This is a genomic window from Leptolyngbya sp. 'hensonii' (assembly GCF_001939115.1).
Classification (GTDB): domain Bacteria; phylum Cyanobacteriota; class Cyanobacteriia.
This window is the reverse complement of the sequence record NZ_MQTZ01000067.1, coordinates 1-22444: the sequence shown is the minus strand read 5'-3', so window position 1 is coordinate 22444 and position 22444 is coordinate 1. Positions and strand designations below refer to the sequence as shown.

The 22444-nt window shown below is 53.8% G+C and carries 17 protein-coding genes; 8 read left to right on the top strand and 9 right to left on the bottom strand.

Annotation, left to right across the window (positions count from 1 at the left end; all coding sequences use genetic code 11):
* Positions 1 to 139: 139 nt before the first annotated feature.
* From BST81_RS26085 to BST81_RS26065, 5 genes are all read right to left on the bottom strand, one after another.
* A complete protein-coding gene (locus BST81_RS26085) occupies positions 140 to 2914 on the bottom strand; it encodes an SMC family ATPase (protein WP_075601438.1) in 2775 nt (924 codons plus the stop codon).
* Between the two features lie 17 nt (positions 2915 to 2931).
* Entirely contained in the window at positions 2932 to 3588 is a 657-nt protein-coding gene (locus tag BST81_RS26080; RefSeq protein ID WP_171974859.1) for a hypothetical protein, read from the bottom strand.
* Positions 3589 to 3592: 4 nt separating this feature from the next.
* Entirely contained in the window at positions 3593 to 4885 is a 1293-nt protein-coding gene (locus BST81_RS26075; RefSeq protein WP_171974858.1) for an AAA family ATPase, read from the bottom strand.
* A gap of 202 nt (positions 4886 to 5087) precedes the next feature.
* Positions 5088 to 5759: a cob(I)yrinic acid a,c-diamide adenosyltransferase gene (gene cobO, locus BST81_RS26070; protein WP_075601436.1), complete on the bottom strand. Its 672-nt coding sequence runs from the start codon at positions 5757 to 5759 to the stop codon at positions 5088 to 5090.
* On the bottom strand, positions 5704 to 6045 hold the full coding sequence (locus BST81_RS26065) for a hypothetical protein (RefSeq protein ID WP_143780510.1): 342 nt from the start codon (positions 6043 to 6045) through the stop codon (positions 5704 to 5706). The genes cobO and BST81_RS26065 overlap by 56 nt, the downstream gene beginning before the upstream one ends.
* Positions 6046 to 6206: 161 nt before the next feature.
* On the opposite strand from BST81_RS26065, the gene BST81_RS26060 reads away from it, so the two are divergent.
* On the top strand, positions 6207 to 6983 hold the full coding sequence (locus tag BST81_RS26060; RefSeq protein ID WP_083637102.1) for a ferritin-like domain-containing protein: 777 nt from the start codon (positions 6207 to 6209) through the stop codon (positions 6981 to 6983).
* Here the strand turns inward: BST81_RS26060 and BST81_RS26055 are convergent.
* Positions 6973 to 7629, bottom strand: coding sequence for a carbonic anhydrase (locus BST81_RS26055; RefSeq protein ID WP_075601434.1), 657 nt, complete (start codon positions 7627 to 7629; stop codon positions 6973 to 6975). The two genes, BST81_RS26060 and BST81_RS26055, sit on opposite strands and share 11 nt — an antisense overlap.
* Before the next feature lie 148 nt (positions 7630 to 7777).
* Here BST81_RS26055 and BST81_RS26050 point away from each other — a divergent pair, with 148 nt between their 5' ends.
* The gene (locus tag BST81_RS26050; RefSeq protein ID WP_075601433.1) at positions 7778 to 8548 is read left to right on the top strand and encodes a ZIP family metal transporter; all 771 of its coding nucleotides are present in this window, start codon (positions 7778 to 7780) and stop codon (positions 8546 to 8548) included.
* A gap of 1 nt (position 8549) precedes the next feature.
* Here the strand turns inward: BST81_RS26050 and BST81_RS26045 are convergent, their stop codons facing one another.
* Positions 8550 to 8870, bottom strand: a complete 321-nt coding sequence (locus tag BST81_RS26045; protein WP_075601432.1) for a hypothetical protein — start codon at positions 8868 to 8870, stop codon at positions 8550 to 8552.
* Between the two features lie 189 nt (positions 8871 to 9059).
* Entirely contained in the window at positions 9060 to 10367 is a 1308-nt protein-coding gene (locus tag BST81_RS26040) for a ribulose bisphosphate carboxylase small subunit (RefSeq protein WP_075601431.1), read from the bottom strand.
* 401 nt (positions 10368 to 10768) lie between these two features.
* Between BST81_RS26040 and BST81_RS26035 the strand changes: the two genes are divergently transcribed.
* From BST81_RS26035 to BST81_RS26010, 6 genes are all read left to right on the top strand, one after another.
* Positions 10769 to 12430, top strand: coding sequence for an alpha/beta hydrolase (locus BST81_RS26035; protein ID WP_075601430.1), 1662 nt, complete (start codon positions 10769 to 10771; stop codon positions 12428 to 12430).
* A gap of 5 nt (positions 12431 to 12435) precedes the next feature.
* The gene (locus BST81_RS26030; RefSeq protein WP_075601429.1) at positions 12436 to 13323 is read left to right on the top strand and encodes an alpha/beta hydrolase; all 888 of its coding nucleotides are present in this window, start codon (positions 12436 to 12438) and stop codon (positions 13321 to 13323) included.
* Between the two features lie 677 nt (positions 13324 to 14000).
* On the top strand, positions 14001 to 15971 hold the full coding sequence (locus BST81_RS26025) for a long-chain fatty acid--CoA ligase (RefSeq protein ID WP_075601428.1): 1971 nt from the start codon (positions 14001 to 14003) through the stop codon (positions 15969 to 15971).
* A 22-nt stretch (positions 15972 to 15993) separates the two neighbouring features.
* A complete protein-coding gene (locus tag BST81_RS26020; RefSeq protein WP_290439462.1) occupies positions 15994 to 18363 on the top strand; it encodes a 3-hydroxyacyl-CoA dehydrogenase/enoyl-CoA hydratase family protein in 2370 nt (789 codons plus the stop codon).
* 3 nt (positions 18364 to 18366) lie between these two features.
* On the top strand, positions 18367 to 19545 hold the full coding sequence (locus BST81_RS26015; protein ID WP_075601426.1) for an acetyl-CoA C-acyltransferase: 1179 nt from the start codon (positions 18367 to 18369) through the stop codon (positions 19543 to 19545).
* Between the two features lie 66 nt (positions 19546 to 19611).
* Entirely contained in the window at positions 19612 to 21945 is a 2334-nt protein-coding gene (locus BST81_RS26010) for an acyl-CoA dehydrogenase (RefSeq protein WP_075601425.1), read from the top strand.
* A gap of 189 nt (positions 21946 to 22134) precedes the next feature.
* Here BST81_RS26010 and BST81_RS26005 read toward each other — a convergent pair.
* Positions 22135 to 22444, bottom strand: a 310-nt coding sequence (locus BST81_RS26005; protein WP_143780509.1) for a transposase, incomplete at its 5' end; no start/stop codon positions are given.

The window sequence follows — 22444 nt, the reverse complement described above, 5'->3', positions numbered from 1 at the left end:
CAGAAGCAACTTTCAGGAACTGATTCACCGGGGACCTCACGCTTGATCAGACTCTGGATCCGTTATACCTCAAGCCCTCTGGTAAACCAGGATAATTTATCCCCCTCAGCCAAGTTCTAGAAGCGTTCCTGAGGTTCCATCAGGCCTCTTCCTCCCGATCGACAAAAATGACTGAATCAGCAGCATTTTCAAACGTGTCATCATGACTGATCACAAAGAGCTGTCGGAAACTCGTCACGTTGGCAACAGCCTGGGCCAACTGCTTGCGCCGGGTTTCATCCATATTGGTGGTCGGCTCATCCAGAAACACAATATCAATATCAGCCAGAATTCGAATCAGGGCCAGACGCACAGCCAGAGCTGCACACATCTGTTCTCCCCCGGACAGGCTTTTGAAGCTCCGCCAATTGCCTGCCTCCTGCAACCGAATTTCATAGTCTTCTGTCCACTCCAGATTGACACCAGGGCGGTGCATCAGTTCCCGAAAGATGCGATCGGCCTCGCCAGAAATTTTCTGGGTAAACAGACGAGTCACACGGGGACCCGCACCATCAAAGACCTCGCGGGCAGTTTTAATGAACCGCTGCAATTGGTCCTTTTGCACCCATATCGCTTGGGCTTGATCGCGGGCCTGAGCCCATTGCTGACACCGACGGAGTCCTTCTTCCAGGCGAGCCAGGTCCTGTCGTTTCCCAGGTAATCCGCCCTCTAACTGATACTTTTGCTTTTTCCGCTCCTCCAGGGCCGCCTGCAGCGTTTCCCACTGTTGCAGGTCATAGGCCCGACTCAACGCCTCATGGGCCTGTTTCTGCTGCTGCCGTTGCTGATCCAGATTGGTGATTTCTGCCTGGGTGGTATCTAGATCCTGCTGCCGTTGCGATAAGCTCTCAGCCTCTTTCTGATTGTGCAGGGTCAGTCGATAGCCCTCTTGATATTGATTTCGACGAGCCTCCAGATCTTGAATTTGGACCTGTAAGGCCTGCATCGGGGCCAATTGCTGCTGGAGGTGCGCCAGTTGAGCCTGCAAGGCACCTTGCTGTTTCAGGTGAGCTGCAGCCTCCGCCTGTACCGTCGATTCCTCCCGGAGCTGCTGTTCAGACCAGAGCTTGCGTCCCCTGGGGTCATTCAAGGCCTGCAGTTGCTGGGCCAATTGTTGTTGCTCCGTGATCAGGGGCGATCGTCCCGACAGTTGCTCCTCTATCTGTTGTACCTCCGCCGTCAGTTGCTGCAGAACCTCCTGCAACTGCAACTCCCGGTGATTCTTTTCCGTCAGGGTGGCAAACTCCAACTCCGCTTTCTGAGCCGTAGTGAGTTCCCCCTGCAGACTCCGAAGCTGCTTCTGCAGCATTGGTTCGTCCATCTGACTGGAGAGGTCAGCCAGGATCTGCTCCAGTTGAGTCAATATATCCTCAGTCAGATCCACACCAGCCTGGAAGACCGTCAGAGCAGAGGCTACTTCACCGCTGAAGAGGGGGACCGCCTGCTGAATCTCCTGCAAAACCCGTTCGATCGCCTGCACCTGCTCGGTGTAGGTCTGTCCTTTTTTGCGCCCGATCGTCACCAAGTGCTGGATCTCCGCTGCAAACTGTTGGGCCGCTCCGAGCCGCCCCAACTGCTCCTGGTAGCGCTGGATTTGCCCCTCCAGAGCAGGAATGCGAGACACCCATGGTTCCAACTGGCAAATCCGCCCCATCTCTTTTTGCAGGGTCTGAAGTTCCCTCTGGCGATCGGTCCGCTCAACCTGCAGGCGGCTGAGCTGGGCCTCAACCGTTAGCAGAACCTGGAGTTGCTGGCCAAGGACTTGCAACCGTTGCTCCAGAGCCTCCTGTTGCTCAATCTGGGGGTCCAGTTGGGCAATCTCCGATCGGACTGCCTTGAACACCTCCAAACGAGCGTCCAGCTTCGCCAGGGCCACATTCATCCGCCCCAGGGAAGCTTCGCAGCCCGTCCGCTCCTGCTCCAGTTTGGTCTGCGCCTGACGGTCGCGGTACAGGTTCTGCAGGGTGCGATCGATCTGCAGGAACGCCTCATAATCAGTGCGATAGCGATCGCAGAGCGCAGCGGCTGTTTTTGCCTGTGCCACTGCCGCCTGCCGCTCTTGCAGTCGAACGTGTTTCTCGTCGATCTGGGTCTGGAGGAGTTCCAACTGTTGTTGGAACTGCCGAATCTGCTCCGCCTGGGCTGCCATGGTTTCCATCTGGGCCGTCAGTTCCTGTATTTGCAGCAGGAGTTGCGCCAATTCAGCATCGTGCCGAGCCATCTCAGCCGCGAGTTGGCGGTGCTGTTTTTGCCAGGTCTCCCAGTCTGCCAGAGAGTCCTGGTAACGGGCGATCTCCTGGTCCAGTTCTTTGACCTGGGCTCCAGCATAGGTCTCCAGTTTCGAGGAGAGGCTGTGGGCCTGCCGATAATCCTCCACCTTCAAAATGGGATCGAAGACTTTTTTCCGTTCTTCTGGTGTCTTCAAAAAATCCAGGGTAAAGGTGCCCTGGGGAATGCCGATCGTATTCTTGAACAGATCCGCCAGTTCCGTCTCCGGAGGGACTCCGAGATGCTGTCGCAACCAGGGCAACACATCTTCCTTTTTCTCCAGACCCAGGTTTTCCAGTTGGGGCTCGATTTTGAAAATCTTGTAGCTGCTACCGCTCTTGCTGGCCGATCGACAGACCTGATACACATCCCCGTCCTGACTGGAAATCAGACTCACCTTCGCTTCTGCGTTTTTACTCCCGTTGCGAATCAGGTCCGCCAGTGTATAGCCACTGTTGTAGTCAAACAGCACCCAGGCGATCGCCTCCAGCAGACTGGTCTTCCCGGCTCCATTTTCTCCCGAGATGGCATTGGTGCCCGCTTGAAAGTCAAAATGCCTTTCCTGGTGAATCTTGAAGTTCTTGAGGTCGAGGGAGAGGATTTGCATACAAGGAATGGTTAACCTTATGAAGCGCCCAGAGATCGAAGCTTATCCCGAAAATAACAAAAGCTTGGGGATTGATTTCTGTCTATATCCATGTGAGGGGCAATATTCTCGGCCCAAGCCATTTTCTCCTTGCCAACTACCGACCAACCCTGTTTCGATAAACTTTGAGCCCCACCAGGAAAGACTGCATCCGCTAATTTTTCCCAAGTGCCGCAGATGTCGTCGTTAGCATAGGAATTCAAAACTGCATCTTTAGCTTCGGGATAGGCAGCCTTGATCGCATCAATGTCACCTAAATACCAGGCTTCTCCTTCCTCAATTGCAAGACAGAACTGGGTCTTTGGTTTAATAGTACATTTATCAACACAATCGAGTAATTCTTTACGAAAAATGCTGAGGCACCGGTCATCAAGATCACAAATGATAATGAGTGCAGCGGGATAGCTGGAACCATAGCCAGTATGGGTATAACCGAAACCTGGAATCAGCTTTGGGAGCTGATCAAGCAGAATCCGTTTTTTGGGATCAGATGAACATGTTAGTCCTTTCGGGATATGTCCTATTCCTTTATAGGAGTGGATTGTAAATGTATGGGCAGTGCCAATAATCTTTTGCATCAAAATTTCGAGCGCAGCTTTACCAGAAGCATCCTTAATCAGAACATCAAAATGCATCCAATCACCTTTCATCTAAGTAGTCGCTATACCAAAGACCACCCACCGGTAAACCTTGATCAACAAGATTCCTAATAACAGGGTTTTCGCTGGCTCGTTTAATGGTAGAAAAACCATCTTCCCCTTTCTTCAGGACCCAGACTTCTTTAGGTTCAAGAGCATCTACGAAGTAGGGTTGATGTGTAGTAATAAAGATTTGAGATCCTTCCTGGTGGCCTGTAGCATGCTCTCGAAATTCTTGAGCCAGTGTTTCTAAAAGCTTATGATATAAACCATTTTCTGGCTCTTCGATACAGATAAAAGGTGGTGGAGAAGGGTCTTCAAGAAGTAGTAAATAGGCAAATACTTTAAGAGTTCCATCTGACATTTGCTGAACATAAAACGGATCTTGAAAACCTCTATCATTGAACTTTAATAATAATCTTCCGTCCAAGCTCTTTTCTGTGTTGATTTTTTGTACGCCTGGTATTTTTTTGGAAATCCTATCCAGAACAGATTGAAACTTCCGGGGATGCTCTCTCTCCATAAACTGGACGACATTCCCAAGATTATCGCCATGAATATTGAGATGCTTTTGAGGACCAGCAAGGGGAAGGCTTCTAGCTGCATCAGGTGTAAAGTAACTCAGGTACCATCCCTCGATAAATTTTCGGAATAAGGAAATTCGGGAATGCTGTTTTAGAGCCCCTAAAGTTGCAATTCCAAGTTTTCTTTTATCACTCAGCTCTACAACTTCTGTTTCCTTACTCTCTTCTTCTGCTTCACCTTTTCGTATCCTTTCGATCAGTTTAAGTAAATCAAACTGCTCCCCATGTTCATCTACTTGTTTGCCTTCTTCTTCGCCTTTCCAAGCCACACCTTTGCCTTCATTGAGGATGAGAAAAGAAAAAGGCCATCCAGTCTTTTGGCCTTTCCGCCTTTGTCGGAGTCTTTCTTGTTTCACATAAGGTCTTCCAGTGGAGTCCAGATCGATGGCCAGATTGTAGGTGATTGGCCTTGCATTACTTCCTTCTTTGTAATAGATTTCAAATTCGATACTACCTGACTGACCTTGAGAGCGAATTCTCTCAAAACCGCCGCGCCCTCGAGCATCACAGGCCTCTTCAACACCTCCCCTCAGACAGTCCGAAAGGAAGACAAAAGCATCGAAGAGCGTACTTTTGCCTACACCATTTTTGCCGATAACGGCTGTCATAGGTGTAAGAGGGTCTCTGTCTTGGGTATTCCACATTTTACCTAGAGTAATTTCTCTCAAAGCCCTGTAGTTTTTGACCTTAAAGCCTTCAATGGCAGCCACTTCAGTACCTGTATCTACTCAAGATTTCAATTTTATCAATTCCTTCAGGGGCTGATTTGTCTGCGTTTGATCACCTCCTTCAAAATCATAGTACGGACAAACTAATTCAATCAACTCCGATGGTTGGCACCCTTCTGAGATAGTTCAGATGTAAGGGAGAGCAAAAAGGTCATGATTCGGGAAGATCTCGGCGATGGATTGTTTAAAACTCAATCCCTGCCTGGGCTTTTACCCCCTGTTCCCGGAAGGGATGTTTAATCAGGGTCATCTCCGTCACCAGGTCAGCCCGATCGATTAACTCGGCTGGAGCCCCTCGCCCTGTCAAAATGACGTGGGTATCCTCCGGTTTCTCCTCCAGACCGGCTAAGACCTGGGCTACCGAGAGAAATCCATGCTTGAGGGCAATGTTGACCTCATCCAGCAGCACCAATCGGACTGCCGGATTCCGAATCAAGTTGAGAGCCATAGCCCAGGCTTCCTGGGCTTTCTGAACATCCCGTTCCCGGTCCTGGGTTTCCCAGGTAAACCCTTCCCCCAAGGCATGAAACTCAATCTGTTCTCCCCAGGGGGCAAAGGCTGCTTTCTCGGCTGGCTCCCAGGCTCCCTTGATGAACTGAACGATCGCCACCCGATAACCATGGCCCAGGGATCGCAGCACCATCCCCAGGGCTGCGGTTGTCTTGCCTTTGCCATTGCCCGTATGAACGATAATCAGCCCTTTTTCCAGCGATCGTTCTGCAACTCTCTGGGCCTGGACTTCCTTCCGACGCTGCATCTTCTGCCGGTATTGGGCTGCTGTGAGTCCAGCCCCTTCTTCCCTATCGGACTTTTCGAGGTCTGCAATATCGTTTTTGTTCACCTTTAGGTCGCTCATAGCTCGCTGCTAAATCTTCTAAAAACCAGTTTTGATCATCAATGGTTTGACTCAATTTCGCCATATCGCCCCGATAATTTGCATTCAGAGCCTGCGCTTTTTGTTGCAGGTGGGGCGGAACATAGCGCAGGTCTACGGGCAGGCCATGGCAGAGCATGAATTCGGCCAGTTGCTCTGGATGCAGGTAAATTCCTTCCCGATGCAGCCGTTGCAAAATCTCCCAGAAAGTGGGCCATTGCTCCGTGGCGGTGCCATTAATCACACTACCCGTAGAATTACTCATCATGGCCGATCTCGATACGAGTTCATCTTCATATAGTATTGCCCTGCTATCAAGAAAACGGAGAATTTCAGGACTCATTTCCCTGATCGCTGTATCCCCACCGAAAGCGGGAGTTCGTGATTGTTTGGCGATCGCGGATCCGGGAGATCATTCAGGAGAACAACATGAGCAGTATTCAGACACCCCCGATATCAGGGGCAGGTCTTGTCATCCCTGACACCGGGGTATTGGCCAACTGGCTGTGCTATTTTCGCTCCAATCGGGAGCATCTGCTCCCCATCCCCTGGGATGTTCTGGATCGATTGACGGACGAGGACCGCCAGACAATCGCCAAGTCCATCCAGAAGTTTCAACTGGGAGAAAGCTCTGAGGGGTCCCATCTGATGAAGATGGCCCGGGCTGAAACAGTCCGCAGGGGTGACCCAACCTACGCTGAAACCTTGAAGCTTTTCATTGGAGAGGAACAGCGCCACGCCAGGGATCTGGGACGGTTCATGGAGCGGGAAGCCATTCCCCTGGCCCGTCACGATTGGTCTGATGCCGCATTTCGAAGGCTGCGTCGGTTGATTAACCTGGAAACGGCACTGATGGTACTACTCACGGCTGAACTGGTGGCAACGGTCTACTACAAAGCGCTGCGGGATGCCACACCCTCGCCGCTGTTGCGGCAGATCTGTATCCAAATCCTACATGATGAAAATCAGCACGTGGCCTTTCAATCGGAAGCCTTGCGCATTTTGCGCCAGGGGCGACCCGTCTGGCAACAGATGGGCTTGAGCCGACTGCACCAGATTTTCTTTGCCCTCACCCTGGTGGTGGTTTGGGCAGATCATGGCCCCGTTTTTCGCGCTGCCGGATATGGCTTTGGGTCGTTTTGGGGGGAATGTTGGGCTGCTTTAGCACGATCGATCGCCCTGGCGCGATCATCCCCTAATGGGTAACGGGGGACATGGTGGATGGGTCTACAGGTTCATGTTCCGCCTCGATATTACACCGTTCGGTGCTGTAGACCGAGACTCCACCCGTTTCGATCTTGTAAACCCAGGCATGGATATTAAGCTGCCCCCGATAGAGCTTGGAATTAACGGAGGGGTAAGTGCGCAAGTTTTCGATCTGGATCAGGACATGTTCTTCGATCGCCGCATTGACCAGATCATCCCCCTCCAGGTTCTGGAAGTTCTCCTCCACCACCCGGCGTGTAGATTCGGCATACTTCAGCCACTCCGAGAGGGAGGGGAGCCGGGAACCAATTGTCTGGCGCTTAAACAACCCCTGGATTGCACCACAGTTAGAATGGCCACAGACCACAATTTCACGAATGTCGAGAATTTCGATCGCATACTCGATCGCTGCTGCTTCCCCCCCAGTTGCAGCACCATAGGGCGGAATAATATTGCCTACATTGCGAATGATAAAGAGTTCTCCAGGTTCAGTCTGGGTGATCAGATGGGGGTTAATTCGCGAATCGGAACAAGTGATAAACAAGATGCGAGGATGCTGCTCTTTCGACAGTTCCTCAAAAAATTCCCGATGGGTCTTGAAGTAAGTGCTTTGAAACTGATGAACACCTTTAATGAGTTTTCGCATTGCAAGGCCGCATGAATCTTTGAAGGCAACATTATGAGAATAATCGATCGACCCTAGCTGCAGTGATTCATTAAGAAATAATGTGGTTCTTGCGCCTCAAAGCCTGGGAATGTTCCAAAATTCGGGAAAACCAGTTTAATGGGGCCTTATGAATGAATTTGCAATAGCCTCTCTGGCCAGCCTGCTCGCGGGTCTAGCCACTTTTATTGGCGCACTCCCTGTGTTAGTGACCCATAAGCTAAGTCAGCGCTGGGTCGCCGGTTTGCTGGGCTTTGGCGGCGGGGTGATGCTGGCTGCGACCGCCTTTTCCCTGATTGTGCCGGGAACAGAAGCCGCGATCGGCCTGGGCTATTCCAAAGCAGGGGCTGCCACGATTATGGCCATCGGGATTGCCCTGGGGGGCCTGTTTCTAGCCCTGGCTCACCGCTTCTTTCCCCATGAGCACTTCTTTAAAGGGTGCGATGGCTGCAACACCCGCAACCTGGCCCGCATCTGGCTTTTTATTACCGCCATTACCCTGCATAATTTCCCGGAAGGACTGGCGGTCGGGGTCAGCTTTGGGGGAGGTCCCAGCGAAGGCATTACCACAGCCGTAGGAATTGGCCTCCAGAATATGCCGGAAGGATTGGTGGTGGCCGTGGCTTTAACCGCTGAGCGCTATGCCGCCGGGTTTGCCCTGGGAGTGAGTTTGCTAACCGGCCTAGTGGAACCGATCGGTGGCCTGGTGGGGATTGGCCTGATTGCCCTTACCCGATCGATTTTACCCTGGGCCATGGCTTTCGCTGCCGGAGCCATGCTGTTTGTCATCTGTGATGAGATCATTCCAGAATCCCATCAACGGGGACAGGAGCGGGAAGGGACGATCGGCATCATGCTGGGATTCATCATCATGATGTTGCTGGATATTTCATTGGGATAGATTATTCAACCTGCTTCAAAGAAGCCGAGAGATGATGCAGGGGGAAAGCCAGGACGCAGGAAAAGGTGAGCAGGTAGGAAATCCCAGCTGAGATCTGGAGAGACATGAGGGCCAGAGGTTCGGTAACCATTTCCACTTTCAACATTCGAAAACAGATGGCATAAACCATCCAGCAGGCAAAAGCCCCCCGGAATAACAGGCGTTCTGTCGCTTCAGCCTCACTCGTCCCTTCACTATCTGACATAAACAGGACAGTCAGACCGATCAAGCAAGCCATGAAAGAGGAGAACATCAGATAGTCATACCAGGTTAAAGGAACCATCAAAACCTCTCCAGTGACAACAGTAAGCCGTTGAAAGACAAGAGCTAGCAGCCATCCAGAGTTAACTGCTGGCTGTTACCTGTTGCCTGACAACTGTTTTGTTAACTGGAAATTCAGTTTATCGGGTTGGTATCGAAAGTCACAGAAATCCTTACAAAGTGAAATACACTTGTAACACAATGTTACTTTCTAGGGACGCTGAATAATGCTTTCTAGCACCCGCTGTTTGGCCCTGGGCTCAATGCCAAACAGGCGGATGTAGTCCCCCTTGTGATCCGTCAGGCAGGCTTCCAGGATGGCGATCGCCTCTGCTTCATCATGCGTCTGGATGGAAGCACAGCTCTGCCAAGATCCAGTGCGAAATCGCCGCGGATCAACGTACTCCACCCCAATTCGATAGCCCTGGGCTAACAGACGCCGCAGTTGTTCGACCACCGCTGGAGCCAGTATTGTTTTGCGCTCAGAGGGGATGTCACCCTGTTGTCTGGAAGCGCTGATCGGGTCGAACTGAGGGTTGTCAGGCATAGTGGCTGGATAGCTGGATACCCCTGCAATGGGACCATTTCCAGCTCGGGGCGATGTGCCTGGGGCCATGTTAGACCGGCGGGGAAAGTCGGAAAGTACCCGGTTGTAGGCATCCACCAGGCGCAGTTCCTGCAAGCGTTGCTGCTCTTTCACCATTAAGTCTCCCTGCTCGAACAGGTGGGGCAGGCTAAAGTCCGGTTCCTGAAAATTAGGGGGCTTGTCCTTACTGTTGACAATCCTGGAGCCCACTTTGTCAAAGCCAACGGTGGTGATGAAGGACAGCACCTGTTCATCATAAATCCGCGATCGCAAGGCCCCAAAAAAGTCGATCGATTGGCCCTCGTAGCGATCTACCAGTTGCTCAATCTGGGCTGCAGACAGCCCATCTGGCTCAAAAATTCCGCCGACAATGCCCAGGCGATCGTCCCGATTAGGCTCCCAGTAAAACTTTTCCATCCGCCCGTCCCGGACTACAGGAGCGTACAGGGTGCCTAGGTCATTACCAGTGACAATGATAGGCACTCGGGGCAATGGCTCAGCGTCGTAGCTGCCGGGCAGTTGCACATTGGTCGGGTTGTCGGCAATGTTCATCAGGGTAGCATTGACCAACTGAGTATTCACCGTGTACTGGGTGCCCGAATCAACCCGACCTGCCCCTGCATCCAGGTCATTGATCATCAGCACTGCCATCTTGCCATGCTTACTGATCAGGTCTGCGGCTTCCCGATAGCGCAGGCGAATCAACCGACTGGGATTACCGGCATCCGGGCTTTCCAGTTCCCCAGCAGACATGTGCACGGTTTCCACTTTCATCCGCTCGAACACCAGTTCGCACTGAAAGGATTTGCCCTCACCCTTATGCCCATGAATCCCCAGAATGAGGGGGACTCTTACCCCCGGTAAATTGAGGAAGTTTTTGGTGATATGAACAGCCAGTTTGTTGAGAAAACGAGGAGCAATGTAATACGCCATAGTTTAGAAGGACGATCGTGCGCCAGCCAAAATTCACCATACTACAGTCCCTGGTCTTCGTAGCCCCTCCCAGTAAGGAAATGCCCATTCAACCTGCTTATCAGAGGCATATTCAGATCTTCTGATCCCAAATTTCAAGGGATAGCCGTTCTCCCTTGAATGGCATCCAGTTCAACGGCTGGGAGACTTTCTGGGAATTAGTCCTGGCTGGAGTGGCTGTCGTGACTCAAGCGTCAAGCGCTATAAATCCGGAGCCTATCTTTTCTCGCCCCGGCACTGCAGGATCGCCTAATGCCTCACCCGATGTCTCAATTCATGTCAACTGTATCTCGGCCATTTTTTTTGCGGCATGATAGTAGGAGGAGAGGAACCGACGGCATTTGCTGGCTGGCAGGTATGCTATGGGCTTCGTCAACTCTCCACCCAAGCAGGTCGATTCCAACGCTGGAAAGACTGTACGTAAGGATTTCAAAGCATTTCTGTTGCAGGTCTTGCGCCGAACTCGGGGATTTCTGGAAGCACAAAAACTCCCCTACGTGGCCCATAAAGCCTGTGAAATTTACCTAGGGGAAACCCATAAGGTGCATCAGGCCAAGTGTCGTCGCATTCTCCGGACCCGGCTAGAGGTGAACCCAGCCCAGTTGCAACGGTTCCTGCATACATCGGTGGGGAATGACTTGCTGGGCTGGTTAGCACGATTTTTCCATCTGCCCGGAACTCAGAACCAGAAGCATGCGCTGCAGGATCTCCTGTTACAGATGGCTGCAGATCCAGACGGATTTTCTTTCCTCAGCTTTTTGCGTCGGACTCCTCACAGTATTCAGCCCAATCTCGAACAACTGCTGATCACAACCAAACAGGTCGAATGGCTATTAAAAGCAGCCGAGGCAACGCTTGAGATTGTGCGAGAACTGGCTGCTGCGGAGGCCCAAACCCTGCCCACGATCGAGGTTGCTGGCTTACCAGAACTGCGGCGACCGGGTCCTTACCCGGTGAAGCAATTTAATCTGAGGTTGGAGGCAGGACCACAAACCGCTGGTTCTAACTGGCTGACCCAGTTACAAGTTGTGTGCTATCAGCCAGACCCCTGGCCGATCGGTCCCATCCCGGTGATTGTCCAATCCCATGGATTAGCATCTGCCCCGGAAGATCTGGCAACCTATGCTGAGCATCTGGCATCTTATGGGTACTTCGTGGTGGCTCCCTGCCATCCTGGAAGTGATGTGGAGCAGTTGCGGAATCTCCTCTCTGGCAATTCTCAAGAGGTTTTTCAGTTGACCGAATTTATCGATCGACCCCTGGCGGTCAGGGCACTTCTGGATGAACTGGAACGACAAAATTTGAGTCGATTTGAAGGCAGGCTTAACCTGAGTCAGGTGGGAGTGATGGGGTGTTCCTTCGGAGCCTACACTGCCCTGGCCCTGGCTGGAGCCGATTTGCAGTTTGATCAGTTGGAACCAGCCTGTGGCCTAACCCGTCGGAATCCCAATATTTCCCTGTTGTTGCAATGTCAGGCCCTGGGGTTACCGCGCCAGACCTATGACTTTCGGGACGATCGGATTCAGGCGGTAATTTCGATCGATGCCGTCGGGAGTGAGTTGTTTGGCCCCCAGGGAATTGCCCCCATCCAGGTTCCTGTTTTGCTCATAGCCGGTAATCAGGATGTGGCGGCTCCACTCGTCCTGGAGCAGGTACGCCTGTTCCGCTGGCTGACTGCCCCCCACTTCTATCTGGCCTTGATGCAGGGGAAATCTCACATTCAAGATATGAAACGCCTGATCAGCACCCTAAATTTGCAAATCAAGACCTCGCCCGAAATCCCTAGCATCACCACAGAAGTGCCCTTTGAACAATACATCCAGGCTATTAGCCTTGCCTTTTTTAATCAACACCTGCTGCAACGAGAAGATGCAGAACCTTACCTGAGTGCTGCTTATGCAAGTGCTATCAGTTCTCCTCCTTTTGCCTTCTGGCTCCTCAATCAGACTTCTAGACCAGAGCTAGATCATAGATTACAAGAGTGGGAAAACCCCATAGAGCCCAGGGAAAATAACGGAGGGTAACCAGGATGATGCGACACATTGAAGGCCAGGTCAGGAGTCCGGATGGCTTATCTCTGTACTACCAAAGCTGGTTGCCCCAGACCCCAGCTAAAGCCACGATCGGGATGATCCACGGTTTGGGCAGTCACAGTGGTCAGTTCGAGAATATGGTCCAAATCCTCGTCCCCTGTGGCTATGGAGTTTATGGCCTGGATTTACGGGGACATGGCAAATCGCCTGGTCAGCGCGGGTATATCAACAGTTGGGCTGAATTCCGGGGAGATGTGGACAGTTTATGGCAGGTGATGGGCCATCAGCACCCTACCCTACCCCGCTTTATGTTGGGCCATAGCCTGGGAGCCGTTGTTGTTCTCGACTACGCCCTGAGATCGCCCAGTTCCCTCCCCGGAATTATCACGATGGCTCCAGCATTGAAACCGGCTGGAGTGCCCCCCCTACGGTTAGCGATCGGTCAGATGTTGTCCCAGGTCTGGCCACGCTTTAGCCTGAATACGGGCATCCCGGAAAATGCCGGATCCCACAGGACGAGAGGGACTGCCTATCTACAAGACCCCCTGCGCCATAGAAAGGGGACTGCCCGATTGGCAACCGAATTTTTGCAAGCTAGCCACTGGGTCCAGACCCACCTGCACCACTGGCAAAGTCCAATTCTGACTGTTCATGGTAGTAAGGACATTGTGGCCTTACCCGAAGGGAGCCGGATTCTATTTGAGCAGATTCCGATCAGGGATAAAGAACAGCGGGAGTATGAGGGTGCCTTCCATGATTTGCACCAGGATTCAAACACCTGTCAGATTGTCAGGGATATGGTTCACTGGCTCGATCGACATACCGCTAGAGACCCCATCCAGTCATCCTGCCGGGTTCATTGCCCTGCAGGTCAGGCTGAGTAACAGCTATCAATCTGATGAGGTTTTTAAAAACTTTTATTACTATTGTCATGCTTTCATCACTAATTCAACTTCAAAGTCGTTATTTATCACCCTTTATCATGAAGTTCTTAACAATTCTTTTTTACGGCACGTATCATTTCTCATCTCTCCAAAAGTGACACGTTATAGTTGGATCAAAGACTGATCTGCAATACCTGGTTGATTTCAGAAGCACCTTTCTTCTGGTCATCCATCCCAGGTTTTTGCGCAAACTCAGTCTTTTTTGTTCCTAAAATCTCAACCATCGAAGAATTTTAGTAGAGGAATCCAGTTTGCACCAATCATCGATTTTTTGTAATCCGAAGTTGCAAAGGTAGATGGTTGAATCGTTATTTCCTGAGAATTATGAGCTGCTTTAGCTTATAATCCTGCACTCTATTATTGCTTAACTATTGCATCATGAGGCTTTTGAATTCTCTAAAAAATGAGCAATTCAAGTGGATTCTTGGCTCAATTTTGCAGTTAAACGTTGCTTTCCCCATCTGATCTGGCGTGAGAAAGATAGGTCTCAAACCTAAGCCTCTTCCTCTCCACAATTGCTTCTCCGGCAGTTGATTCCACTGACCATCTGACTCTACTACCCGATCAGGATTCGCACTTCAGAGTTCTCCGAAGCGGAATTCACGCTTCTAAAAGCTATGACAACATTGATGATTTTTCCTGCTCCACCGGACTCTGGCAGTCTGGTTTTGGGGCGAACCTTGCCTTCGCTACTGGATGACGCTTGCGATCGCTACCCTCACGAACGGGCATTGAATCAGTGGCAGATGCGCCGCTGGTCGAGTCTTTCCAATGTGGCTTTTCGAAGAGAAGTGGAGGAACTGGCTCTGGGGCTGCGTTCTCTGGGGTTAGAGCGGGGCGATCGGGTGGCTTTGGTGATGCACAGTGACCTCCCATTCTGTACTGCGGATATGGCTTGTTTGCTGGCTGGATTGGTGGATGTGCCGATTGATCTGACACAGACGATCGAGAATATTCTGTTTATCCTGCAACACACCGAGGCACGGGCCCTAGTGGTTTCGAATCGGATGTTGCTGAAACAGGTGATGCCTTACCTGTGGGATGCGCCGGATCTGCGGTTCGTATTGTTGATGGAGACGGATGGAGTACCCCAGAGGCCCGACAGCGCGGAGGTGGAGGGGGCTGGAGAAGTGCCGCTGTTTCTGCAGGTCCTGGAGCTGGAAAGGGTGCAGGCATGGGGGCGAGAACTGTGGTCGGCGGAGGAAGTCCAGTTGCTGCGGGATGAGATCGAGGCTCAGGATGTAGCGACGATTCTCTATATTGCAGGTGAAACGCAGCGCCCAAAGGGGGTGATGCTGAGTCATGAAAATATTACGTCGAATATTCTGACGGCGTTTTCCAGTTTTCCGGGGTTGCAAGCGGGAGATAGGGAGGTGGCGCTGCTGTTTCTGCCGCTGACCCATATCTTTGCCCGGGCGTTTCTGTATGGCCATCTGGCTTATGGGCACAGTATCTATTTCTCAAATCCCCAGCAGGTGATCCGGCACTTGAAGCTGGTGCATCCAACGATTCTGATTGCGGTACCCCGCTTGCTGGAGAAGCTGTATGAGCGGATGCTGGATCAGGAAAATCGGTTTGGTTCTTTTGACCGCACGGTATTTCGCTGGGCAATGAAACTGGCGCACCGCTATGAAGTGGGAAAACCACTCTCGGCCCTCTATGGTTGGCAACTGAAGCTGGCCGATCGATTGGTGTTTGCCCGCTGGCGATCGATTTTTGGCGATCGCCTCAAAGCGCTGATTGTGGGGGGAGCAGCCCTGTCTGCGGAACTGACGAATGTGTTTGCGGCGGCTGGCATTCCGGTGCTACAGGGCTATGGTCTGACGGAAACCAGTGCAGTGCTCTGCTATAACCGGGGCCGTTACAACCGGGCTGGGACAGTGGGGGTGCCGATTCCAGGGGTGGATCTGGCCCTGGCAACTGATGGGGAAATTCTGGTCAAAGCACCGTTCGTGATGCAGGGCTATTACCGGGATCCAGCAGCCACGGCACAGGTCATGGATGGGGAAGGCTGGTTGCATACGGGGGATCTGGGGGAAATCACCCCCGATAGATTGCTGCGTCTGACGGGGGTGAAGAAGTCTCTCTTTAAGTTGACGACAGGAAAATATGTCTCTTCTCTGCCGCTGGAGCAGACTCTGACCCGATCGCCCCTAGTGGCCCATGCCCTCGCCGTGGGGGCAAACCGCAAATTCTGTGGGCTGTTGATTGTGCCCCACTGGGCAGCCCTGCAGGTGGAAGTCCAATCCTTGAATCTTGATCTGAAACAGGAATTCTGGCTGCATCATCCCAGCATCCTGGCCCTGTATCAGGCCCTGGTTGATGCGGCCAACTGTCACCTGCCGGATTGGTCCACGGTGAAACGGTTCAGGCTGTTGGATGGGGAGTGGACGGTGGAAAACGGGCTGCTGCAGCCGGATGGGAGCGTCGATCGGGGACGAGTGCTCCAGCAGTTTGCCAGGGAAATTGCCGCCCTGTATTTGAATGACCCACAACCAGAAAGACCTGGAGAGCCGGAGCCTGTCTCTCTGCCCAACTCTCCCCTTTTCACCTGTCCGACTTATGCCCGATCGCTGACGCACATCTAAATTGCTGCATTTGAGGAAACTGATGATGTTTAAACCATTTCGCACTGCTGCTGTGCTGGGAGCCGGGGTGATGGGAACCCAAATTGCGGCCCACCTGGCAAATGCTGGTCTGACGGTTCATCTCCTGGATATTCCAGCGACCTCCGGGGGAAAGAATGGGGTGGTGGAAGGAGCTTTCAAAAAGGCCCTGAAACAATCTCCACCGATTTTCTTCACAGAACAAACGGCCCAGCGGGTGATTTTGGGTAACTTCGAGGAGCATTTCGATCGCCTCGCAACGGTGGACTGGGTGATTGAGGCAGTGGTAGAACGACTGCCGGTGAAGCAAGAGCTGATGGCGCGGGTGGAGCAAACGGTGAGCTGGGAGACGATCGTCTCCACCAATACGAGTGGTCTGTCGATTCAGGCGATCGTCCAGGAGCGCTCCCAACCCTTCCGACGACGGTTCATGGGGACTCATTTCTTCAATCCGCCCCGTTATCTGAAGCTGCTGGAGTTGATTCCCACTGCCGATACTGATCCGCAGGTGCTGGCCCGGTTGCAGTGGTTTGGCCGGGTGCATCTGGGCAAGGGGGTGGTGCTGGCCAAGGATACCCCCAATTTCATTGCCAACCGGATTGGGGTGTTTTGCACCCTGCTGGGGCTGAAAGCCCTGACGGAGGAAGGGTACACGATCGAAGAGATTGACACCCTGACAGGACCCCTGGTGGGACGGCCCAAATCTGCCACCTTCCGCACTGCCGATCTGGTGGGTCTGGATACCCTCACCTATGTGGTGGAGAACCTCTATCCAGCCATTCCCCAGGACGAAAGCCGGGAGATGTTCCGGGTGCCAGAGCTGATGCATCGACTGGTGGAAACGGGGTCCCTGGGGGCTAAGGCCGGTCAGGGATTCTACAAAAAGGTGGCGGGGGAAATCCGATCACTGAATCCCAAAACCCTAGCCTATGAGTCTCCCCAGTCTCTGAATCTGGGCCATCTGGAGGCGATCGAAAAACTGCCCGATCTGACCGAACGATTGCAAAAGCTGTACCACCAGAAGAGTCGGGCGGGGGCCTGGTTCCGTCAGTCTACCCTGGCGACTCTGGCCTATAGTGCCAACCGGATTCCCGAAATTGCCGATCGACCCGTCGAGATCGATCGGGCCATGGGCTGGGGCTTTGGCTGGCAGATGGGACCGTTCGAGATCTGGGATGCCCTGGGGTTCGCCCCGGTGCTGGCCGATTTACACCAGGCCGGATATACACTGCCTGCCTGGGTGGAAGCCCTGGGCCAGGAAAAGGGGAGTAGCTTCTACCGAGCCGATGGCAGGGTGTATGTTCCTGGTCAGGGGTATCAGTCTCTGGAAATCCCTGAGGACGAAATTCACCTGGCGACGATCAAAGCCAACCCCAGGGCGACCCTCTGGCAGAATGCCGAAGCCGCTCTGCTGGATCTGGGGGATGGGGTGGTGCTGTATGAATTTCGCTCCAAGGCCAATACCCTCAGTGGTAAAGTCATCGACGGTCTGATTGAGGTGATGACCTGGCTCGACACCCACGACGAGTATCGGGGCATGGTGATCGGCAACGAAGGGGATCACTTCTGCGTCGGCATTAACCTGGCGGAAGTGGGCAAAATCGTACAGATGGAAAACCTGAATCCCTTCAGCCATCACCATCCAGCGATCGCAGACCTGTTGGGCAAATTCCAGAAGCTGGTGCAGCAGATTTACTACTTCCACAAACCGATCGTGGCTGCGATTCAGGGGCGGGTGCTGGGCGGGGGCTGCGAACTGGCCATGGCCTGTCCCCATGTGGTGGCGGACGCCGAAACCTATATCGGTCTGGTGGAACTGAGCGTGGGCCTGATTCCGGCAGGGGGTGGCCTGATGCGGATGGCTCGCTGGGCCGGAAGTCGTGCCCTGACGGATGCCCCCAGCGACATCCTACCCTTCGTGAAGCGGGTGTTTGAAACGATCGGCATGGCGAAGGTGTCCAACAGTGCCCAGGAAGGCATCGAGCTGGGGTTTCTACCCCCCACAACCCTTGTAGTCATGAACGCCGATCGTCGCCTGGATGCGGCCAAGCACCAGGTTATCTGCCTTGATCGTCTGGGCTACACCCCACCCCCCCAGAACCCCATTCCGGTGCTGGGGCAATCCGCCAGAGCGGTGCTGCAACTGATGGCCTATGTCATGCACGAAGGGGGGTATATCACAGCCTATGATCGAGCCCTGGCCGATCGCCTCGCCTACGTCCTGACCGGCGGCGATCTGACGGCTCCGGCCCAAGTCTCGGATGAGTACCTGCTGGCGCTGGAACGGGACAACTTCCTGCCCCTGGTGGATGAGCCCAAGACCCAGGAGCGAATTCTGCACATGCTGAAGACGAAGAAGCCACTGAGGAATTGAATTATGAATAACGCCTATATCATCAGCGCCGTTCGGACTGCCGTGGGCAAAGCTCCCAGGGGAACGCTGCGCTATACCCGACCCGATGATCTGGGGGCAGCCGCCGTCAGAGGGGCGATCGCCCAAGTGCCGGGACTGGTTTCGAACCAGATCGACGACCTGATTCTGGGTTGTGCCATGCCCGAAGCCGAACAGGGATTTAACCTGGGACGGGTGGTGGCCTTGCGGGCCGGATTACCCGATTCGGTCGCTGGTTGTACCGTGAATCGCCTCTGTTCCTCTGGTTTACAGGCGATCGCCATGGCTTCCCAGGCAATCACAGCAGGCCATGCCGATGTCATGGTCGCCGGTGGAGCCGAATCCATGAGCCTGATTCCCATGGGAGGCCATCACTTCCTGCCCAACGGGGAACTCCTGGCAGAAGCCCCAGAAACCTACATCACCATGGGTCTGACGGCGGAGAAAGTGGCAGAACAGTTCCAGGTATCGCGGACTGATCAGGATGGCTTTGCCCTGCGATCGCACCAGAAAGCGATCGCCGCCCAGACCGCTGGACGGTTCAAGGACGAAATCGTCCCGGTGAAGCTTCGAGAGATCCATTACAGCGATGGTGAACGCATTACCCGAGAAACCCTGTTTGAGGTAGACGAAGGCCCCCGCGCCGATACCAGCCTGGAAGCCCTGGCCCAACTGAAGCCCGTGTTCCATGCCAAAGGCACCGTCACCGCCGGGAACTCCTCCCAGATGTCCGATGGAGCCGCCGCCAGCTTGCTCGTGAGTGAGCGGATGCTGCATCAGTTGGGGGTAAAACCCCTGGGCCGCTTACTGGGCTTTGCCGTCGCTGGGGTGGCCCCGGAAATCATGGGCATTGGTCCCGTGGTTGCCATTCCCAAAGTCCTGAAACAGGTGGGCCTGACCTTGCAGGATATTGGCTTAATTGAATTGAACGAAGCCTTTGCGGCCCAATCCCTGGCAGTGATTCGGGAACTGGGGTTGAACGAAGCGATCGTCAACGTGAATGGAGGTGCGATCGCCCTGGGCCATCCCCTCGGCTGCTCCGGAGCCAAACTCACCGCCACCCTGCTCCACGAAATGAACCGGCGTGGGGTGCGGTACGGTCTGGTCACCCTGTGCGTCGGTGGGGGCATTGGCGCGGCAGGTGTGTTTGAATCTTTGGCCTGATGCACCGCAGAGGGATTTCTCTGTGTCTCTGCAATTACCCCTTCAACCAACTATGGAGCCATCCCCATGATCCTCCCTATTGTTCTGACTATTCTTTTCTCCACCGTTCTCCTGATTTTTCTACTGCCAGGATTACGCCAGAGACTTGTCACCTCCTGGATCGTCAAGGTGATCCAATCCCTGAAACTTCTGCCTACCATTTCTGAGACAGAACGGGCGGCGATCGAAGCCGGTAATGTCTGGATCGAAGGAGAGTTCTTCACAGGGGACCCGAATTTCGATCGCATACTCAGTGAACCCTATCCCACCCTCTCCCCAGAGGTGCAGGCGTTTCTGGAGGGGCCAGTAGAACGGATCTGCCAGATGGCAACGGATTGGGAGATTTATCAGCGCCAAGACTTACCACCCGAAGTATGGGCCACCCTGAAGCAGGAACGGTTCTTCGGCATGATGATTCCGGCGGAGTATGGAGGATTAGGGTTTTCCAATACGGCTTACAGTGCGGTGATGGTAAAGCTGGCCTCCCGCTCCTTCACCCATGTGGCGACGGTTGGAGTCACCAATTCCCTGGGACCGGCTAAACTGCTGCTCCGCTATGGCACACCAGAACAGAAACGTCACTATCTGCCCCGACTGGCACGGGGAGAGGAGATCCCCTGCTTTGCCCTGACGGAGCCCAATGCCGGGTCGGATGCAGCCAGTCTGGTGTCCCAGGGGGAGGTGTTCCGGGGCGAGGATGGGGGGCTTTATCTGCGCCTCAACTGGCGGAAGCGATACATTACCCTGGGGGCGATCGCAACGCTGTTGGGGCTGGCGTTTCGGCTTCGAGATCCCCATAACCTGCTGGCCCAGGGGGAGGACCTGGGAATTACCTGTGCCCTGGTGCCCACGAGTACGCCCGGTGTGGTGATTAACCAGCGGCATGATCCAATGGGGGTGCCGTTCTACAATTCCCCGACGGAAGGCCATGACGTGATTCTGCCGATCGATCACATTATCGGTGGGGTGGAACAGGCCGGTCAGGGGTGGAAGATGCTGATGCAATCCCTGGCAGCAGGGCGGGGCATCAGTTTCCCAGCCACCTGTACCGGCGTGGCCAAACTGGTGGCACGGGTAACGGGGGATTACACAGTGGTCCGACAGCAGTTTGGTCTGTCGATCGGACGCTTTGAAGGGATTGAGGAGCCTCTGGCTCGAATCGGGGGGCTGACTTACCTGATCAATGCGGCCCGGTTGTTTACCTGTGGTGCCGTGGATCAGGGAGAACAACCAGCGGTGGTCTCGGCGATCGCCAAGTACAGCACCACGGAACTGGCCCGCAAGCTGATCAACGATGGCATGGATATTCTGGGGGGGGCCGGGATCTGTCGCGGTCCCCGCAATCTACTGGCCAATATCTACACGGCGACCCCAATTTCCATCACCGTGGAGGGAGCCAATATCCTCACCCGCACCCTGATGATCTTTGGCCAGGGGGTGATTCGCTGCCATCCCTACGTCTATGCTGAGATTCAGGCCCTGGGACAGGGGGATGTGGCGGCCTTCGATCGAGCCTTCTGGTCCCACCTGACATCCTTCCTACGAAATGGGGTGCGGCTGGGGCTGCTGAGTCTGACCAGGGGCGGGCTGGCCCGATCGCCGGTTCGAGGACCGTTGGCCCCCTACTACCGCAAGCTGGCCTGGGCCTCAGCCACCTTTGCTTTTCTGACTGACCTGGCCCTGTTTTCCTTTGGCGGATCGCTAAAACGGCGCGAAAACCTGACCGGACGCTTTGCCGATGTGCTCACCTGGTTGTACCTGGGTACGGCCACCCTGCGCCGGTTTGAGGCTGAAGGTCGCCAGGTGGAGGATTTGGCTCTAGTGCACTGGGCGTTGCAATATACCCTGGCCCAGATCCAGGAGGCTTTTGACGGGCTGTTTGCCAATTTGCCAGTGCCAGGACTAGGGATGCTGCTGCGGGGACCCGTTCGGATGGGCTGGCGACTGAACCCGATCGATACCCTACCCTCAGATACTTTGGGCAGTCAGGTAGCCCAGAAGTTGCAGCAACCCGGCCCGGCCCGCGATCGGCTGACCACAGGCATCTACCTGCCCCATGGCCCAGATCAGGCTCTGGGGCGATTGGAAAGGGCTTCTGAGCTGATGCATCAGGCCGAGCCCATTGTCCAGAAATTGAAAGCTGCGACTCGATCGGGACAACTCCCAGCCGGTAAACCAGAAATGCTGTCAGAGCAGGGATTACAACTGGGCCTGATCACAGCAGCGGATATGGCTCTGGTGCGGGCTGCATCCCTGGCCCGTCAGGATGCGATCGAAGTCGATGCGTTCAACCTGGAAGCCTATCAGGCTGACAGCACAACCTCAGCACCGATGGAACTGCCCCTGAGCATGTTGGCTTAACCGGCACCTTCACAGGGGAGCTTTCGCCTACCGGTGAAAAATATCTGGAATTTGAAGTAACTTCGGAGGAACACCATGAATATGTAAACGGAGAAATTCGACTCACGACTGGAGACACACCTGACCATAAGAGCTAATTTAGAAAGTAAACCTTAAGAGGACGTTTAAAAAGCTATGAAGGGGTGGCATTTATGCCAATCGTCTCACCATAATACGGATCATTGATAGGTAAAGAAAGGTCTTTGAGGTTTGGGGTAATAGTTCATACTCTCTGACTAAACGCCGATTCTCCATCCACCAACCAAACGTTCGCTCCACCACCCACCGCTTTTTGACCACCACAAACCCTTTGGTTTGCTCTGGACGCAGCACGACTTGCACAATCCAACGGCACCAATCCATCACCCACCTGAGGAAGGGTTCACCATCAAAGCCCCCATCAGCCCAGATAGTTACTAATCGAGTCGCAGGTTGCCCCATATCCTTGACTCGCTGCAAC

Bases quoted from the DNA above. Each gene is read 5' to 3' on its own strand.
- BST81_RS26050 (WP_075601433.1), top strand. From the start codon at position 7,778: ATGAATGAATTTGCAATAGCCTCTCTGGCCAGCCTGCTCGCGGGTCTA.
- BST81_RS26025 (WP_075601428.1), top strand. From the start codon at position 14,001: ATGACAACATTGATGATTTTTCCTGCTCCACCGGACTCTGGCAGTCTG.
- BST81_RS26040 (WP_075601431.1), bottom strand. From the start codon at position 10,367: ATGGCGTATTACATTGCTCCTCGTTTTCTCAACAAACTGGCTGTTCAT.
- BST81_RS26035 (WP_075601430.1), top strand. From the start codon at position 10,769: ATGGGCTTCGTCAACTCTCCACCCAAGCAGGTCGATTCCAACGCTGGA.
- BST81_RS26045 (WP_075601432.1), bottom strand. From the start codon at position 8,870: ATGGTTCCTTTAACCTGGTATGACTATCTGATGTTCTCCTCTTTCATG.
- BST81_RS26015 (WP_075601426.1), top strand. From the start codon at position 18,367: ATGAATAACGCCTATATCATCAGCGCCGTTCGGACTGCCGTGGGCAAA.
- BST81_RS26010 (WP_075601425.1), top strand. From the start codon at position 19,612: ATGATCCTCCCTATTGTTCTGACTATTCTTTTCTCCACCGTTCTCCTG.
- BST81_RS26055 (WP_075601434.1), bottom strand. From the start codon at position 7,629: ATGCGAAAACTCATTAAAGGTGTTCATCAGTTTCAAAGCACTTACTTC.
- BST81_RS26030 (WP_075601429.1), top strand. From the start codon at position 12,436: ATGATGCGACACATTGAAGGCCAGGTCAGGAGTCCGGATGGCTTATCT.
- BST81_RS26065 (WP_143780510.1), bottom strand. From the start codon at position 6,045: ATGATGAGTAATTCTACGGGTAGTGTGATTAATGGCACCGCCACGGAG.
- cobO (WP_075601436.1), bottom strand. From the start codon at position 5,759: ATGAGCGACCTAAAGGTGAACAAAAACGATATTGCAGACCTCGAAAAG.
- BST81_RS26020 (WP_290439462.1), top strand. From the start codon at position 15,994: ATGATGTTTAAACCATTTCGCACTGCTGCTGTGCTGGGAGCCGGGGTG.
- BST81_RS26085 (WP_075601438.1), bottom strand. From the start codon at position 2,914: ATGCAAATCCTCTCCCTCGACCTCAAGAACTTCAAGATTCACCAGGAA.
- BST81_RS26080 (WP_171974859.1), bottom strand. From the start codon at position 3,588: ATGCATTTTGATGTTCTGATTAAGGATGCTTCTGGTAAAGCTGCGCTC.
- BST81_RS26060 (WP_083637102.1), top strand. From the start codon at position 6,207: ATGAGCAGTATTCAGACACCCCCGATATCAGGGGCAGGTCTTGTCATC.